The following is a 17,886-nucleotide window of genomic DNA, read 5'->3' on the forward strand; positions in this document are numbered from 1 at the left end:
GAATATGTCAACGAAAGCGACAGCGGGCGCTCAGGGTGACGGCGATGCCGGACCGGCGGCATTCGTGTCCCGTTTAACGACTTTGGCCAATGCGGTTGAAAACAACCCTGCCGACGCCGTCCGACAGGTATTGCGAGACGCTTTGGGCACCATCGGCGGGCGGTTTGCCGTTTACAGCCGACTGGATGCTTCCGGCAAGCGTTTGATCAGAAGCGACGGCTGGGCGCTGCCGGACGGGTTTCCGGCGGTGGGCCGCGCAGCCGGCAGGATCGCCTATGAGTTGTGTCTTCGCAGGGCACGACCGGGGGCGGTATGGTTGGATCTTGCCGACACCCCCTATCAGCAAAGCGATCCCGATATCCGGCGGTACAAAATAAAAGCCTTCATCGGCGCAACGGTGAGCCGGGCCGGCGAGCCGGTCGGTTGCCTGGCGCTTTATGATGATCGGCCGCGGCAATTCCTTCCGTGGCATGGCGACTATTTGTCGCTGGTGGCGAATTGGGTCGGCCAAGCGGCTCACGGCGCCGAAGATGCGGAGCGCACGGCGCGCGAAAAGCGCAGTGCGCTCAACACGCTGCTGGCCACCATGGCGTTCATGACGCAATGGAAAGAGGGGCTCTCCATCTCCCGCGCCCTGGATGAGAGCCAGGCCCTGAACGAGCAGATGCTGCAACTTTCCCCCACGGCCATTTACCGTCTCGATATCCGCGCCAACCGCTTCATCATGGTCAACGACTACATGTGTGAAGCCACCGGCTACAGCGAAGCCGAACTGCTCGAGATGAATCCCGAATCGCTGCTGACCCCCGAAAGCCGTCGCAGGTTTCATCAGCGGATTGTGGATATGGCCGCCGGCAAATCCGTGCCCAGCCATGTGGATTGGGATGTGCGCACCAAAAGCGGTCGTACGGAGTGGGTCCGTTTTCATGTGCGCCATCTGTATGAGGGCGACACCCTTTGGGGCGCCAATGTGGTGGCCCATTTCATCACCGAGCAGAAGAAGAACGAGAAGGAGTTGGAGCGCTACCGGCGGCGTTTGGAATCCCTGGTGCAGGAACGGACCCGGGCGCTTTCCTTGGCCAATGAAAAGCTGCGGGAAGAAATCATCAGGGGGCGGGAAACGGCCGACGCCTTGCGCTTGAACACATCGCGCTTGGAGGAGCTGAACACCGCCATGCGGGTGCTGCTGGACAAACGCAACGAAGACCGTCTGCAAACCGAAGAGAATATCCGGGTCAACCTGGCCCAGCTCATCGAGCCGTACCTGGATCGACTTGGCAAAAGCGGCCTGAACGCCACCCAGAAGCAGTATCTGGATGTGATCCGGATGAACATCGGCGAAGTGCTCGGGGCCCCCATGCCCGAGCTCTCCGCCCAATACTACGCCTTCTCGCCCACCGAGCTGCAGGTGGCCAATTTGATCCGCAATGGGCGCACCACCAAGGATGTGGCGCGCCTGCTCAATCTATCACCCCGTACGGTGGAGTCCTACCGTGACAACATTCGACGCAAGCTGGGCCTCAAAAACCGCAAGGTCAATTTGCGTACTTTTCTTTCCCGTAGCGATCCGGACGGAGATCAAGATGGCCGGTAAGGAGAGTTTTAAGTTTTAAGTGTTAAGTTTTAAGTTAATGAATGCTGTCGATTTTTATGTTTCTTGTCAGGGCAGCAGGGTATCGATAAGGCATCCTTTTACGAAAACGTGACTTCCGTCGTCGCCGTCGAGGCTTTTGCCGGGGGTGGCCGTTGTCGTGGCCGATTCCAGGGGGCCTGTGTGATCGATGATAATGCCATTGGCCACGCCGTCGGCGTCATCCGGGCCGCCGTCGGTGATGGTGCGCAGAACCGCAAGGCCGTCTTCGCGCACTTGCAACCTTTCCGGGTCGGCCTGCGTCCATTGGCCGTCGGCGCCGTAAACCAGCCATGGGGCATGGGGATCGACGGGGTCCGACAGGTGGATGGTCACCTGCACCTGCCTTTCGGGGCGATCCAACTCGAGGCGGTAAGCCAGCAAGCCGTATGGTAATGAGACGGCGTCGGCGGGTAATGCATCGACCGTATGCGGGTCGATGGCGGCAATTCGGCCGATGGCCCGCACCTGTGGGCTGTTGTGGATGCTCACTGCCATGCTGTGCCGTCCGTCGGCGGTTTGAACGGCCTGGATCCGGTCGCTCTCCTCTTGGTCGGGGATGCCGTTGCCGTTCAGATCGGTACTGGGTGGTGGCGGGTCGTTGTAAGCCATGACCGCATCACTGCGACCGAACCAACTGCCGCGGGTGGAGAAGCGCACCGGGGCGGACCATTCGGACGCCTGGCCGCGGTCGTCGTAGTACCGTACCTGGCAGGTGTAGGCGGTGTCGGGCGCCAGGGTGAAAAAGGGCACCCACAGGCGCGTGAGGGGTCGGTGGGCGCGCATGGCATCCATTGCCATCGGCTGATTCGGGCTTGCATGCACAATGCGCCACTGGGTGTGCGCATGGCGGGCGGCACATTTGGGATCGGAGAATTCGGAGGCGGTCAGCCAGGGGGTCAGCGGTACGCCGTCGGCATTCTCCGCGGGATAATAGACAATGGGTTGCGTCGGGCCGAGGCGCGGATCTTCATCCGCCGCCGGTTCATCGTCGCCATCGGTGCCGGTCTCCGGAACCTCTGTGGGGGGTGTTCCCTTGACCACCACCAGGCAGGTGTCGCTGCAGGCAAGTTGCCGGGCATCGGTAACGGTCATTTCGAACACCAGGGTAATGGTATCGCCGGCGGGCACGGCCGGGGCGGTGAAACTGGGCCAGGCCGTTTCGGCGTCCGTCAATGCCACTGTCGGGCCGGTCGTCTGTATCCATCGGTAGGTAAGGGGCAGTCCCAGGGGATGGACGGATGCCGAACCATTGAGTTGCACCCTGCTTCCCGAGGCCACGCTTTGATTGCCCCCGGCCTGCGCATTGGGCGGTTCGCCGGGCGCCGCAGTGGCTGGGACGGTGATGTGGCAAAGATCGGTGGCACTCAAGCCGTGGGGGTCGCCCACAGTTAATTGGAAAGTCAACACCGACGGGGTCGATGCGGCTGCCGGGGCGGTGAAACCGGGACGGGCCGTATTCGATTGGTAGAGGCGCACCGCAGGGCCGCCGGTTTGTTGCCAATTGAAGGAGAGGGAGTCGCCGTCGGGGTCCGTGGAGGCCGCCCCGTCGAGGGTGACCCATGTGTCGGGGGAAACGGTACGATTTTCTCCGGCATCGGCAATGGGCGCACGATTGGGATTTCTCGGGGGGGTTGGATGGGGCGACGGGGGTGGATCGCCGATGGTGACTTTGTCGGTGTTTGTGCCGCTGCCACTGTCGTTGTTGTTGCCAGGGTCTGTGCCTTCGTCGGTAACCTTATCGTTGTCGATGGAACCCTTATCCGGGGGCGTGGCGACCGGTGGCGTTCGATAGGTCACTTTGTTGGAGTCGCCGCTTTCGATGCCGTCGGCATAAGCCCGGACCACGAAATGGTATTGGGTATCGGGTCGGAGATCGTTAACGATGCAGGTCTTTTTTGTGCCGCGCCAGACGGGTGCTGCGTTGAAGTGATCCGTGCCGATGGCTTGGTAGAGTCGGTATTCCTCCGGCGCAGGATCGTTGTAGTCCCAGGCGAGGGTGACCTGCGCCGCCCAAATCGGTGCGGCCCAAAAAGCGGCCGGAAGAATCGCCGACGCCAAAAAAAAGAGAAGACAGGGTTTGCAGGTGATCTTGAAAGGAGCGTACAAAGCGGGACTGCTCAACCAATTCCGAAGGTGCATTGAGATCTCCTTGGATTGCGGTTCGGCATGCGCCACTGTTCGGGAAGTGGTTCGTACCGATGCCAGACGCACCTTGTGTGCAACAATCTCTCGGGATTGCCGGCAAGCTGAAAGTGCCCGAACGAAGTTCCCAAATTTCCATTAAAGCATGGGGTGAAACCTAAACCCATGGCCATCCGATGACGGTAGCTTGCAGCCCGCATTGGTGCTCCTGCTGTTTGATAAACCTCAGCCCGGCCGGACCCAACACGCGAAAGGGCCGCAGCTTAGATCGTATCCGCAATTGCCGTTTCGTGATGGGTGTTCACTACCTTGATGGCACACAACACACTTGCAAAACTCAGCCTGTTTCATCACCTTGGGGGAAGGTAGCGCACATAGTTTTTATAAAAGAAAAAAGCGGGATAAGTCAAAAGGTTTTTGGCAGTCTACCACATGTTGGGGGGTTCGATTTGGAAAGCCGCATATTGTCGGTTCATGTGTCTTTGAGCGGACGTTTGGCGGATCCGTTTTTTCGTCCATTGGACGCACTGCGCTGCCAAGTGCTCAGATTCAAGGAGAGGTAGATGTGCTCCTGGGGGTTGCCGAACCCCATTTTGCGGAAAAACTGCAAGGCCGGCAGATTGTCGGCCTCCGTATCCACGATCAACATGCGCACCCCCTCTTCGCTGGTGATGTCGCGAAAATGGCGGAACAGCTTTTCCGCCACGCCTTTGCGCGCATAGGCGGGGTCAACGCCCAGCCAGATGAGGTGACCGTACTTCCAGGCGGAGTGGGTTTTGGTGATGATGGTGCCCAGGGCGAATCCGGCCAGTTCGTCATTGTATTCGGCCACGAAGCAGGTGGCCCAATCGCTTTGAAACAGGCCCACCACCTCGAATTCGTCCCAGGTACGATACAGGTTGGGCGCTTCGGCGGCGGTGAACAGCAACTCGCCCAAATGGAACACCGGCGCCAGATCGTCCACTTCCATGGAACGGATGCGCACGGTGCCACTCTTTTTTTTTGGCTCGCCCCCGTTGGGGGAGTGGTCGCTTCCCACGTTCGATCCTCGGTCGCATGTTTTCAGGGTGGATATGAATAAGGCGATTTCCACCGCGGGTCAAGACCCGGCAGCCAATTTATGCCTTGATTTTCCCCGGCGCATAATTTACCAGATGTGGTTCGAATATCCATTACCATATGGTTTGGTTGCCACCGGTTGCCCCATACCCAACTTTAAGGAGCATGCATGCCAAGGCGAGATGACATACACAAGGTCTTGATTATCGGTTCCGGCCCCATCATCATCGGCCAAGCCTGCGAGTTCGACTATTCCGGCACCCAGGCCTGCAAGGCATTGCGGTCCCTGGGCTACGAGACGGTGCTGGTCAACTCGAACCCCGCCACCATCATGACCGACCCCGGCACCGCGGACATCACCTATATCGAACCGCTCAACGTGAAGACCCTGGAAAAGATCATTGCCGTGGAACGGCCCGATGCCCTTTTGCCCAACCTGGGCGGGCAGACCGGCCTGAACCTCTCCTCGGAACTCTATGAGCAGGGCATTCTGGCCAAATACGGGGTGCAGTTGATCGGCGTCAACATGGAGGCCATCCAGCGCGGCGAGGACCGCACCGCCTTCAAGAACACAATGGACCGGTTGGGGATCGAAATGCCCCGCAGCGAGGCGGTCAACACCCTGGAAGCGGCGGAAAAGGTGGCCGAGCGATTGGGATACCCGGTGGTGATCCGGCCGGCGTACACCATGGGCGGCACCGGCGGCGGCCTGGTTTACAATCTGGAGGAGTTGCGCACGGTGGTGGTGCGGGGGCTGGCGGCCAGCATGATCCACCAGGTGCTGGTGGAGGAGTCGGTGCTGGGGTGGGAAGAGCTGGAACTGGAAGTGGTGCGTGATGCCAAGAACCAGATGATCACCGTCTGTTTCATCGAGAACGTGGACCCCATGGGGGTGCACACCGGTGACAGTTGCTGCACCGCTCCCATGTTGACCATCGCGCCGGCTTTACAGCAGCGCTTGCAGGATTACGCCCATGCCATCGTGGCGGCCATCGAGGTGATCGGCGGCACCAACGTGCAGTTCGCCCACGACCCCAAGACCGGGCGGGTGGTGGTGATCGAGATCAATCCGCGCACCTCGCGCTCCTCGGCGCTGGCCTCCAAGGCCACCGGCTTTCCCATCGCCCGCGTGTCGGCGCTGCTGGCCGGCGGGTTGACCTTGGACGAAATTCCCTACTGGCGCGACGGCACCTTGGAAAAGTACACCCCCTCGGGGGATTACGTGGTGGTCAAGTTCGCCCGCTGGGCCTTCGAGAAGTTCGCGGGCATAGAGGATCGCCTGGGCACCCAGATGCGGGCCGTGGGCGAGGTGATGAGCATCGGGAAAAACTACAAGGAAGCCCTGCAAAAGGCGATCCGCAGCCTGGAGATCAACCGCTACGGTATCGGGTTCGCCAAGGACTTCAACCGGGTTTCCTTGGATACGCTGCTGCAGCGGTTGGCGACCCCCTCCAGCGAGCGTTTTTTCATCATCTATGAGGCGTTGCGCAAAGGGGCCACCATCGAACGGATTCAAGCCTTGACCCATATGAACACCTGGCACCTGCAGCAGTTGCAGGAGCTGGTGGCGCTGGAAGAGCGGATCATCGCCTGCAAGGGCGGCGATCTGCCCGACGATTTGCTGGTGCAGGCCAAAAAAGACGGCTTTGCCGATCGGTATCTGGCCAAGCTGCTGGGAGTTCCCGAGAAAACCATCCGCCACCGGCGCATCGCCCTGGGGGTGACCCAGGCCTGGGCGCCGGTGCCCGTCAGCGGCGTGGAAGATGCCGCTTACTACTATTCGACCTACAACGCCCCCAACCAGGTGACGGTCAGCGACCGGCGCAAGATCATGGTGCTGGGCGGCGGTCCAAACCGGATCGGCCAGGGCATCGAGTTCGACTACTGTTGCGTGCATGCGGCGCTGGCCATTCGCGAGGCGGGGCTGGAATCGATCATGGTCAACTGCAACCCGGAGACCGTGTCCACCGACTACGACACCTCCGACCGGCTCTACTTCGAGCCGCTGACCGTGGAGGAGGTGCTCAGCATCTACGAAAACGAGAAACCGGCCGGGGTGATCGCCCAGTTCGGTGGCCAGACCCCCCTGAACATCGCCCGGGAACTGGCCGAGGCGGGCGTGAATATCCTGGGCACCTCCCCGGAAACCATCGATTTGGCCGAGGATCGCGACCGTTTCGCCGGGATCATGCGTCGACTGGGCATTCCTCAGCCGGAGTCGGGTATGGCCGCCAGCGAGGACGAGGCGATGAAGATCGCCGAGCGCATCGGGTATCCGTTGGTGGTGCGGCCTTCCTATGTGTTGGGCGGGCGCGGCATGGAAATCGTGCATGACGATCAGATGCTCAAGAGTTACCTGAACCTGGCGGTGGAAGAGGTGACCCCCGAACGGCCGGTGCTCATAGACAAATTTTTGGACAACGCCATCGAAGCCGAGGCCGATGCCATTTCCGACGGCCGGGACGCCTTCGTGCCGGCGGTGATGGAACACATTGAGTTGGCCGGCATCCATTCCGGCGATTCGGCCTGCGTGATCCCGCCCATCAGCCTCGCGCCCAAGCATCTTGAAATCATCGAGGAGTATACCCGGCGCATCGCCATCGAACTGAAGGTGGTGGGCCTGATGAATATCCAATATGCCGTGCACGAGGACACCGTGTATGTGCTGGAGGCCAACCCCCGGGCATCGCGCACGGTGCCCATCGTCTCCAAGGTGTGCGGCCTTTCCATGGCCCGGTCGGCCACCCGGGTGGTGCTGGGCGAATCGGTGGCCGATCTCAATTTGCGCAAAACGCCGATCGCCTATTACGGCGTCAAAGAGGCGGTTTTCCCCTTCAATATGTTCCCGGAAGTGGATCCCCTGCTGGGTCCGGAAATGCGTTCCACCGGCGAGGTGCTGGGCATGGCCAACTCCTTCGGGCGGGCGTTCTTCAAGTCCCAGGAGGCGGCGCAAGCCTCTCTGCCCTTGGAGGGCGCGGTGCTGTTCACCATTGCCGATCGGGACAAACCGGCGTCCCTGGAGGCGGTGCGGCGTTTCCGGGAGCTGGGCTTCACCCTGATGGCCACCGAAGGCACCCACCGCTATTTGGCGGAAAAGGGTATCGAAACCGTGTCGGTATCGAAACTGGACCTGGGACGTCCCAACCTGGTGGATGCCATCAAGAGCGGCCAGGTGCAGTTGCTGGTCAACACCCCCAGCGGAAAGAAGGGGACGGCCGACAGTTCCAACATCCGCCGGACGGCCATCCGCTACAAAGTTCCCTACATCACCACGACCGCGGCGGCCCTGGCGGCGGCCAAGGGAATCGCGGCGCGCAGGGAAAGAGAGCCCGAGGTGCGATCCCTGCAAAGCTACCACGGCGAGAATGCCGCATGCGGGGACCGCCCCGGCGGTGAAATCAGTTAGTGCTCATCCCGGAACCGAGATCGACCGTTCAAGGGCGGGCAGCAGCGAAGGAGTGAAATAGTTGGCATGGGCGGATTGTTTGGCATTGCTTCCGAGACCGATTGCGTCACCGACCTCTACTATGGAACCGATTACCACTCCCACCTGGGCACCAAGCGGGGTGGGATGGCCGTCTGGAATTCCCACGGGATCCATCGTTCCATCCACAACATCGAGAACAGCTACTTCCGCACCAAGTTCGAGTCCGACCTGGTCAAGTTCCAAGGCAATCAAGGGATCGGCGTCATCAGCGACACTGATCCCCAGCCGTTGATCATCGGCTCCCACCTGGGGGTTTTCGGGATCGTCACCGTCGGCCGGATCAACAACATGGACGCCCTTGTGCGGGACGCCTTCGCCCGCAAAAGTTACTTCTCCGATACCACCGACGGCTACACCAATCCCACCGAGGTGGTGGCCATGCGGATTTGCCGGGAGGAGCGTTTCGAAGAGGGCATCCGCAACGCCCAGGACGCCATTCAGGGTTCCTGCTCCATGCTGCTGCTGACCAAGGAAGGGGTCTACGCCGCCCGGGACCGATTGGGTCGCACCCCCTTGGTGATCGGCCGGCGCGACGGCGCCCTGGCGGTCACCTCGGAAACCAGCGCCTTTCCCAACCTGGGCTTCGAGGTGGAACATTTCCTGGGGCCGGGCGAGGTGGTGCTGATCTCGCCCGATGGCTGGGAGCAGCGGGTGCCGCCGGGCGACCGCATGCAGGTGTGCGCTTTTCTATGGGTCTATTACGGCTATCCGGCCTCCGAATATGAAGGCATCAATGTGGAGCAGGTGCGCTACAATTGCGGCGCCTTGCTGGCACGCAACGACGATGTGGCGGTGGATGCGGTGGCCGGCATTCCCGATTCGGGCATCGGTCATGCCCTGGGCTACGCCAATGCGCTCCATGTGCCCTACCGCCGACCCTTCGTGAAGTACACCCCCACCTGGCCCCGCAGTTTCATGCCCCAGAGTCAGCAAATGCGCGATCTGGTGGCTCGCATGAAGTTGATTCCGGTGCGCCGCCTGATCGAAGGGCAACGGTTGATGTTCTGCGACGATTCCATTGTGCGCGGCACCCAACTCAAGGATCATGTTCAAATTCTGTTCGATCGGGGGGCGCGGGAGGTGCACATGCGGCCCGCCTGCCCCACCCTGATTCACCCCTGCATCTTTCTCAACTTCTCCACCTCCCGCTCCACCTTGGATCTTGCGGGCCGCAAGATCATACACGAGCTGGAGGGAGAAGAGGACAGGCACCTGGATGAATATGCCCGGGCCGGATCGCCGCGGAACCTGGCCATGATCGACCGGATTCGCCGCCACCTGGGCCTGACCACCCTTAAATACCAGCATCTGGAGGACCTGGTGACCGCCATCGGACTGCCCAAGGAACGCTTGTGCACCCATTGCTGGGACGGCAGCAGCAGCTACTGATCCGTACGTGACGGGTCACCCGTAAACCCGCAGTGCGCGAACAAAGAGGGCCGAACGCCTCCCTGCGGCAACAGGCAAGACCGCTTTTGCAGCGGATAAAATCCCGCCCTTCGGATCAATAAAATCGATAAAATACATTAACTTAAAACTTAACACTTAAAACTTAAAACTATTTTTTAAACAGTCGGCGCGGCCGCCGGCCGCGATGAAGCCGATGGATCGCCCTCCTTGCCGAGGGGATGCACATGCCAAATCCTTCGGGCATACTCCATCACCGCGCGATCACTTGAAAAGCGGCCCATGCGGGCCGTGTTCAAGATGGAGCGGCGGACCCACTGATCGCTGTCGTTGAACAGCCGGTCCACCGCATCCTGGGCAGTGATGTAGGGGCGGTAATCGGCCATCAGCATGTAAAAATCCCCCTTCTCCCGGAGGCCTTGAACGATCGGCGCGAACAGGTGGGGTTGCTGGGGGGAGAAATGGCCCGTGGCCAGCATGTCCACCACCCGCTTGAGTTCTCCATCGTTGCGGTAGTAGTGATTGGGATCGTATCCCTTGCGCCGCTTTTCCACCACTTCCTCCGACGACAAACCGAAAATAAAGATGTTTTCGGCCCCCACCGCCTCCATGATTTCGATGTTGGCGCCGTCCATTGTGCCGATGGTCAAAGCCCCGTTGAGGGTCATCTTCATATTGCCCGTGCCCGAGGCCTCCATGCCGGCGGTGGAAATCTGTTCGGACAGCTCGGTGGCCGGAATCACCTTTTCCGCCTGGGAAACACAGTAGTTGGGCAGGAAGAGCACCCGCAACCGGCCGTTGACCAGCGGGTCGCTGTTGATGGTGTTGGCAACCGAATGGATCAGTTTGATGATCAACTTGGCCTGGTGGTAGGCCGGCGCCGCCTTGCCGGCGAAGATGACGGTCCTGGGGGTTGTCGGTTCGTCCGGGTGGTCGGTGATGCGGTTGTACAAGGTGATCACGTGCATCACGTTCAACAGCTGCCGCTTGTACTCGTGGATGCGCTTGACCTGTACATCGAACAGGGTGTCGAGGTTCACACCCAGACCGATCTTGCGCAGGATGTAGCGGGCCAGCCGCTCCTTGTTTTGGCGCTTGGCGGCCGCCCACTGCTGCCGAAAGGCCGCGTCCTCGGCCAACGGCTCCAGTCCCCGCAACTGTTCCAGGTCGAAGATCCAGTCCGGCCCGATGGCCTCCGTGATGAGGTCGGCCAGGGGCGGGTTGACCTGTTTGAGCCAGCGGCGTGGCGTGATGCCGTTGGTGACGTACTGCAGGCGCCGGGGATAGAGCCGATGGAAATCGCGGAACAGATGCCGCTTGATGATCTCCCCGTGGAGCGCCGCCACCCCGTTGACGGTGTGACTGCCGACGATGGCCAGGTGGGCCATGCGTACCTGTTTGGTTTCCCCCTCCGTGATCAGGGAAACCCGTTGCGCCAGGTCCGGATCGTCCGGATGGCGGCTGCGCACCGCCTCCAGGAACCGGTGGTTGATCTCGAAGATGATCTGCATGTGGCGCGGCAGCAGTCGGCCGATCAGGTCCACCGGCCAACTTTCCAGCGCCTCGGGCAAAATGGTGTGGTTGGTATAGGCAAAGGTTTTTTCGCAAATGGTCCAGGCTTCGTCCCAACCCAGCCCCTCCTCGTCCATCAGCAGGCGCATCAGTTCCGGAATGGCGATGGCCGGGTGGGTGTCGTTGAGTTGAATGGCGACGAAGTTGGGCAGGTCGGCAAGGGACCGTTGCAGTTTGCGGTAGCGCCGCAAAATGTCGTCGAGGGTGGCCGCAACGAAAAAGTACTGTTGCTTGAGGCGCAGCTCCTTGCCGAATTCGCCTTCGTCGCTGGGATAGAGCACCTTGGAGATGTTTTCGCTGATCACCTTGCTTTCCACGGCACCGATATAGTCGCCCTGGTTGAAGGTTTCCAGGTTGAACTCCCGGCTGGACTGGGCCGCCCACAGCCGCATGTTGGTCACATAATCGTCGCCGTAACCGGGCACCAGGATGTCGCAGGCCATGGCCATCACCAGATCGGTGTCCACCCATCGCACGCGCATGCGGCCCGCGGCGTCGCGATAGGTTTCGGTGCGGCCGTTGAAATTCACTGGCACCAGGTAGTGGCGGCGTTTGATGTCCCAGGGATTGCCGTGCCGGATCCAGTTGTCGGCCTGCTCGCGCTGATAGCCGTTGTCGATCACCTGGTGGAAAATGCCATAGTCGTAATGGATGCCGTAGCCGTAGCCGGGCAGGTCGCAGCAGGCGATGGAATCCATGTAGCACGACGCCAAACGGCCTAGGCCGCCGTTGCCCAGCCCGGCGTCCCACTCCTGCTCTTCCAGATCGTCCAGGTCGAAGCCCATCTCCGCCAAGGTCTCACGGGTTTCCTCCTCCATGCGCAGCGAGATGAGATAGTTTTTAAGGAAGCGGCCCGGCAGGAACTCCAGCGAGAGAAAGTACACCCTTTTGGCCAGGTGGTCGTAAAGTGCGCGCTGGGTTTTGATCCAGCGCGCGATCAGCCGATCGCGCACGGCGTAGGCCAGCCCCATGTAAACCTTGTACTTGTTGGGCCGCTCAGGATCGTTGCCCAAAGTGTAGCAGATGTGGTGCAGGATATCCTCTTTCAAGGTGCGCGCCGGTGACGCGGCGATCTCGCTTCTTGCGCCTTCCTTTTTGGTTGGGGATGGACACATGGGGGCCACCTCTCTAATCTCAGGGTAAGGATGTTGTTGAAAAACGGATGCTCTGATGGGAGCAGAATGATGGCTGCCGGTGGCAGCCGCCTTTATTGATATTAGTCTATCGAAACTTGCAGTCGGAAGCAACGGTTGGTTCGCGCGGGGCCAGGCAAATCGCATGTGGATATCAAGTGGAATGGATTTCGATTTGGATTTGGATGGTGCCGATGATTATCGATGCACCCTGGTTCTTCATTGCCTTGCCGCGGCGGCCTCGACTTTTGATGGGCAATGGGTATATAAATGGCCGCAAACGCGAATATGAAGCGCAGTGGCGCGGGCACGCCTGGAAAAGGTGCGATTGCGCCCATGTCTTGGACGAACATGGCAACTTACGCAAAATCATACGATCTGATCGTGGTGGGCGCCGGCCACGCGGGGTGCGAGGCGGCTTTGGCGGCGGCCCGCATGGGCTGCGCGGTGCTGCTGCTGGCCATCGATCTGGACAAGGTGGCCGCCATGCCGTGCAGTCCCTCCATCGGGGGCATGGCCAAGGGGCAGTTGGTGCGCGAGATCGATGCCCTGGGCGGCGAGATGGCCAGGATCACCGACCGCACCGCCATTCAGTACAAAACCCTCAACACCAAGAAAGGACCGGCGGTCCAGTCCACCCGCACCCAGAACGACAAGAAACGCTACCACATGGCCATGAAGGCGGTTCTGGAAGGGCAGCCCGGCCTGGATATCAAGCAGGCCTTGGTCGAGCGGCTGGTGGTGGACAATGGTCAGGTGCGCGGTGTGGTGGACCAGACCGGTTTCGGTTTTCAGGCCGCGACCGTGGTGCTGGCCACCGGCACCTTTCTGAGCGGTTTGGTGCACATCGGTTTCACCGCCATCCAGGCCGGTCGGGCCGGTGAGTTCGCCGCCTACGGCTTGGCCGCCGATCTGGCCGAACTGGGCCTGACCCTGGGGCGCATGAAGACCGGCACACCGCCGCGTCTGGACCGCGCGACCATCGACTTTTCCGCCTTTGCCGCCCAGGCGCTGGATGAGCCGGCGCGGCCCTTCTCTTTTTCCGGCCAGGTAAGTGCCCTCACTCCCATGCCCAGCTACATGGGACGCACCAATGCGCGGGTGCATGGGCTGGTACGCGACCATTTGCACCTTTCGGCCCTGTACGGGGGGGTGATCAAGGGGGTTCCGGCCCGCTATTGCCCCTCTTTCGAGGACAAGGTGGTGCGCTTCAGCGAGAAGGAGAGCCACCCGGTGATCCTGGAACCCGAAGGCATCGATACGGGGGAAATTTACGCTAGCGGCCTAGGCAACAGCCTGCCGCTGGAAATTCAGGTGCAGGTGGTGCGGGCGGTGCGCGGGTTGGAAGCGGCCGAGATCATCCGCCCCGCCTACGCCATCGAGTACGATTATGTGGATCCCGTGCAGCTCAAACCGACGTTGGAGACCAAGGCCGTGGGGGGACTTTACCTGGCGGGCCAGATCAACGGCACTTCGGGATACGAAGAGGCCGCCGCACAGGGCTTGTGGGCCGGCATCAATGCCGCCTGCCGGGTCCAGGGCCGTCCGCCCTTTGTGCTGGACCGCTCCCGGGCCTATATGGGCGTCATGGTGGACGACCTGGTCACCCGCGGCACCCGTGAGCCCTACCGCATGTTCACCTCCCGGGCCGAATATCGCTTGGTGCTGCGCGAAGACAACGCCGACCTGCGCTTGATGGCCATCGGCCGCGAGCTGGGTCTGGTCTCGGCGGACACCGTCCGGGCCCTTGAGGCGCGTCGGGAACAGATCGCGGCGGAGATCGCGCGGGTGCGCGCCACGGTGATCAAGCCGTTGCCGGCGGTCCAGGACTATCTGCGCGCCAAGCAGACCACCGCCATCGACAACGGCGTGCCGCTGGACCAACTCCTTCGGCGTGCCGAGCTCGATTACGACGTTGTGCACCACTTGGCCCCCGCGGCGGAGCCCGTGGCACCGGCGGTGGCCCGACAGGTGGAAATCGAGATCAAATATGAGGGTTATATCCGGCGGCAGATGACGGAAATCGAGCGCTTCCGCCACCTGGAGCGCATCCGCTTGCCCGAGGATTTCGATTACGCCGCGGTGCACGGACTTTCCAACGAACTTAAAGAGAAACTGGCGCGGGTACGCCCGGCATCCCTGGGACAAGCGTCCCGGATCGACGGCATCACCCCGGCCGCCATCTCCGTGTTGATGGTGGCGCTGCGGGCCCGGCAACCGCGGGAGGAAGATGGGCACCGTATTTAAACTCGTCGACTTCGGCTGCCGCGGGGTGGAAGGGCTCAACATGGAGCTGGCCGCCGGTCGCTGCCTGGGGCTGACCGGCCCGTCGGGCAGCGGAAAATCGCTGCTGCTCAGGGCATTGGCCGACCTGGATCCCTACGAGGGGCGCATGTTCCTCGACGGGGTCGAGGCGGTCCGGATGCCGGCGCCCCAATGGCGGCGCAAGGTGGCGTTGCTGCCGGCCGAAAGCGCCTGGTGGCATGACACGGTGGCGCCCCATTTCGATGCCCTGCCGGCCTCCTGGCTCGAAGGGCTGGGTTTCGATGCGCGTGCCATGGAGTGGCAAATCAGCCATCTGTCCAGCGGCGAACGGCAGCGTCTGGGCTTACTGCGCATGCTGGCGCAGCGGCCCGCGGTGATGCTGCTCGATGAGCCCACGGCCAATCTGGACCCCAAGAACACCGCTCGCGTGGAATCCCTGCTGGAAGGCCTGCGGCGGGAAACCGATCCGGTGATGATATGGGTCAGCCACGATCTGGACCAACTGCGGCGCTGCTGCGATGACATCATGGTACTGGCCCATGGCCGGCTGACCGCTTTGGATGAGGCCGCCGCCGGCGACGGCGGTGACCGTGCCCCGGAGGTGCCCCGGTTATGAATGTCATTGTTCTGTCCCCCTTGGACCTTGGCCTGGCTGGCGCCCTGGTGATCGTGCTGGCGCTCATTTCCTTACGGATGGGACTGCACCTGGAACGCCAATTGCTGCTGGCCGCCTTGCGCACCACCGTGCAGTTGCTGCTGATCGGCCTGGTGCTCAAGGCGTTGTTCAGCCAGGTCCATCCCGGATGGGTGGCCCTCATGGCCGGCGTGATGTTGCTGGCCGCCGGTCGGGAAGTGGTGGGTCGGCAGAAGCGACGCTTCACCGGGCTTTGGGGTTTCGGATTGGGCACCCTTTCCATGTTCGTATCCTCCTTTGCCATCACGGTGCTGGCGCTGATCGTCATTGTCGGCCCCCAACCCTGGTACGAACCACGCTACGCGATCCCCTTGCTCGGCATGTTGCTGGGCAATACGATGAACGGCATCGCCATCGGCATGGATCGGCTGACCGGTTCGGCATGGGACCAGCGCACCCTCATCGAAGGGCGCTTGATGCTCGGTCAAACCGGACAGCAGGCCATCTCCCATCTGCGCAGCGAGAGCATCCGCAGTGGTCTGATTCCCATCATCAACGCCATGATGGCCGCCGGGCTGGTCAGCCTGCCCGGTATGATGACCGGTCAGATCCTGGGCGGCAGCGCGCCCATGGATGCGGTGAAATATCAGATTTTAATCATGTTTCTGATTGCCGGCGGCACCGGTTTAGGCACCATGACGGCGGTTTGGCTTGGTTCCAAGCGCCTGTTTGACGAGCGGCAGCGGCTGCGGCTGGATCGGTTGCGCAAAGGGTAGGGGGATGTCCGGCCTTGACGGGACAGGGTACGATCATTATTATCAGAGCTGATTTTAATTTACTTTCCAGTGGTTAGGCAAGTTTTCAAAGTGACGAAAAATAGTTGGATGGAGTGAAGCATCGATGGCGGAGAACGATTATTACAAAATTCTGGGCGTGGACAAAAATGCCAGTAGTGCGGACATCAAAAAGGCGTACCGCAAATTGGCCATGAAGTACCACCCCGACCATGCCAAGGATGACAAGGCGGCCGAGGATAAGTTCAAGAAGATCAGCGAAGCCTATGCCGTTCTCAGTGACGAAGAGAAGCGCAAGCAGTACGACACCTATGGCTCCGCAGATTTCAAGCAGCGTTTCAGCCAGGAAGACATCTTCCGCAACTTCGATTTCGGCGATATTTTCCGCGAATTCGGCTTCGGTGGCCGCGGTTTCTCCACCGGAGACGGTGGGTTTCGCTTCACCTTCGGTGGCGGTTCCCCCTTCGGTGGCGGTCGCCCCGGGCGTCAAGCGGCCCCCAAGGGATCCGACCTGGTCTACGAATTGCCCCTGACCCTGCGCGAAGTCGTCAGGGGCGCCGAAAAAAGTGTGGCCTTTCAGCATCAGGGCCGTTCGGAAAATATCAATGTCAAGATTCCCAAGGGCATGATCAGCGGCAAGAAGCTGCGTATTGCCGGCAAGGGCGAGCCCAGCCCCTATGGCGGGCCGGCCGGGGACCTCTATATCAAATCGGTGGTCATGGACGATCCGCGCTTCACCGTTGAGAATCATGACCTTTTCGTCAACCGCGACATCAAATTGAGCGAAGCGTTGCTGGGCACCCAGATTCTTGTACCGACGGTGGACGGCAAGGAGATGACCCTGACCATTCCCCCCGGCACCCGCCACAAAACCAAGATGCGCCTGGCGGCCCGGGGATTGCCCCAGATGAAGGGCGACAAGCGGGGCGATCTCTATGTGGTGGTGCATGTGAACATGCCGCGGCAATTGACGGTGGAACAGCGCCAGCTGGTTTCCCAGTTGGCCGATACAGGTCTGTAAGGAATTAAATTTATTGACAAGAGTACTCTGGTCATGTAGCTTTTAGCCTATATTCAGTCAAGCTGGTGGACCATTCTGCTAAAGGTGCCGGGTCGAACGGGCGATATGGGTGTGAAGCAGCAGACGCGAAAAAGGGCCGACCAGCGCTTTTTCCGTGCGGCATGGGCCGTGCAGAGAACGTCTGCGCAGATGCATGAACAGAAAAAATGCCTGACTTAACGCTTGTCCTCGATAAAGAAACCATCGCTCGGAAGGTCGCCGGTGTTGCCCGAGACATTTCCAGGGATTATCGGGAGTCGGAACTAATCCTCATCGGCGTGCTCAAAGGCGCTTTTGTTTTCTTGGCCGACTTGATGCGCCGGCTCTCTCTTGAACATGTGACCGTCGATTTCGTGCGCCTCGCCAGCTACGGCGCCGATGCCCACTCGTGCGGCACCGTCTGCCTGCTCAATGATATCGCCATCGATGTCCGAAACAAGGATGTGCTCATTGTTGAAGACATTCTCGACACGGGTCTCACCGTTGCCTTTCTGAAAGAACACCTGCTGCAATTCCATCCCCGTTCGGTCAAACTGTGCGCATTCATCGACAAAGAGGAGCGTCGGCAGGTGGCATTGGCTCCGGATTACACCTGCCACCGCGTGGACAAGGGGTTTCTGGTCGGCTACGGGTTGGATTATGCCGAGGGATATCGCCATTTGCCGGAAGTTTACCATCTGAAATTATAAATTAAGAGGGT

At 60.8% G+C, this 17,886-nt stretch carries 11 protein-coding genes; 8 read left to right on the forward strand and 3 right to left on the reverse strand.

The genetic code is table 11. The features are described from left to right. Nucleotides 1-4 precede the first annotated feature (4 nt). The gene (locus tag MRX98_RS14375) at nt 5-1,594 is read left to right on the forward strand and encodes a PAS domain S-box protein (protein WP_246910869.1); all 1,590 of its coding nucleotides are present in this window, start codon (nt 5-7) and stop codon (nt 1,592-1,594) included. Nucleotides 1,595-1,660: 66 nt separating this feature from the next. Here the strand turns inward: MRX98_RS14375 and MRX98_RS14380 are convergent, their stop codons facing one another. Further along, on the reverse strand, nt 1,661-3,772 hold the full coding sequence (locus MRX98_RS14380; protein ID WP_246910872.1) for a fibronectin type III domain-containing protein: 2,112 nt from the start codon (nt 3,770-3,772) through the stop codon (nt 1,661-1,663). Nucleotides 3,773-4,247: 475 nt separating this feature from the next. Next, nucleotides 4,248-4,760 carry a GNAT family N-acetyltransferase gene (locus MRX98_RS14385; protein ID WP_246910874.1) on the reverse strand — a complete coding sequence of 171 codons (513 nt, stop codon included), beginning with the start codon at nt 4,758-4,760 and terminating at the stop codon, nt 4,248-4,250. A gap of 243 nt (nt 4,761-5,003) precedes the next feature. On the opposite strand from MRX98_RS14385, the gene carB reads away from it, so the two are divergent. Continuing rightward, on the forward strand, nt 5,004-8,240 hold the full coding sequence (carB, locus tag MRX98_RS14390; protein WP_246910897.1) for a carbamoyl-phosphate synthase large subunit: 3,237 nt from the start codon (nt 5,004-5,006) through the stop codon (nt 8,238-8,240). A 66-nt stretch (nt 8,241-8,306) separates the two neighbouring features. Continuing rightward, on the forward strand, nt 8,307-9,710 hold the full coding sequence (locus MRX98_RS14395; RefSeq protein WP_246910906.1) for an amidophosphoribosyltransferase: 1,404 nt from the start codon (nt 8,307-8,309) through the stop codon (nt 9,708-9,710). Nucleotides 9,711-9,886: 176 nt separating this feature from the next. Here the strand turns inward: MRX98_RS14395 and MRX98_RS14400 are convergent, their stop codons facing one another. Then, nucleotides 9,887-12,415, reverse strand: a complete 2,529-nt coding sequence (locus MRX98_RS14400; protein WP_246910909.1) for a glycogen/starch/alpha-glucan phosphorylase — start codon at nt 12,413-12,415, stop codon at nt 9,887-9,889. Between the two features lie 354 nt (nt 12,416-12,769). Here MRX98_RS14400 and mnmG point away from each other — a divergent pair, with 354 nt between their 5' ends. The 5 genes from mnmG to hpt all read left to right on the forward strand — a co-directional run bounded on the left by mnmG (nt 12,770) and on the right by hpt (nt 17,875). Then, on the forward strand, nt 12,770-14,680 hold the full coding sequence (mnmG, locus tag MRX98_RS14405; RefSeq protein ID WP_281432364.1) for a tRNA uridine-5-carboxymethylaminomethyl(34) synthesis enzyme MnmG: 1,911 nt from the start codon (nt 12,770-12,772) through the stop codon (nt 14,678-14,680). After that, nucleotides 14,664-15,314 carry an ABC transporter ATP-binding protein gene (locus tag MRX98_RS14410; RefSeq protein WP_246910911.1) on the forward strand — a complete coding sequence of 217 codons (651 nt, stop codon included), beginning with the start codon at nt 14,664-14,666 and terminating at the stop codon, nt 15,312-15,314. Before mnmG ends, MRX98_RS14410 begins: the two co-directional genes overlap by 17 nt. After that, the gene (locus MRX98_RS14415) at nt 15,311-16,108 is read left to right on the forward strand and encodes an ABC transporter permease (RefSeq protein ID WP_246910914.1); all 798 of its coding nucleotides are present in this window, start codon (nt 15,311-15,313) and stop codon (nt 16,106-16,108) included. Before MRX98_RS14410 ends, MRX98_RS14415 begins: the two co-directional genes overlap by 4 nt. 124 nt (nt 16,109-16,232) lie before the next feature. Then, nucleotides 16,233-17,147: a DnaJ C-terminal domain-containing protein gene (locus tag MRX98_RS14420; protein ID WP_246910916.1), complete on the forward strand. Its 915-nt coding sequence runs from the start codon at nt 16,233-16,235 to the stop codon at nt 17,145-17,147. Nucleotides 17,148-17,353: 206 nt separating this feature from the next. Continuing rightward, nucleotides 17,354-17,875 carry a hypoxanthine phosphoribosyltransferase gene (gene hpt / locus MRX98_RS14425; RefSeq protein ID WP_246910920.1) on the forward strand — a complete coding sequence of 174 codons (522 nt, stop codon included), beginning with the start codon at nt 17,354-17,356 and terminating at the stop codon, nt 17,873-17,875. Nucleotides 17,876-17,886 lie beyond the last annotated feature (11 nt).

This window comes from Desulfatitalea alkaliphila (genome assembly GCF_022968795.1).
GTDB lineage: Bacteria > Desulfobacterota > Desulfobacteria > Desulfobacterales > Desulfosarcinaceae > Desulfatitalea > Desulfatitalea alkaliphila.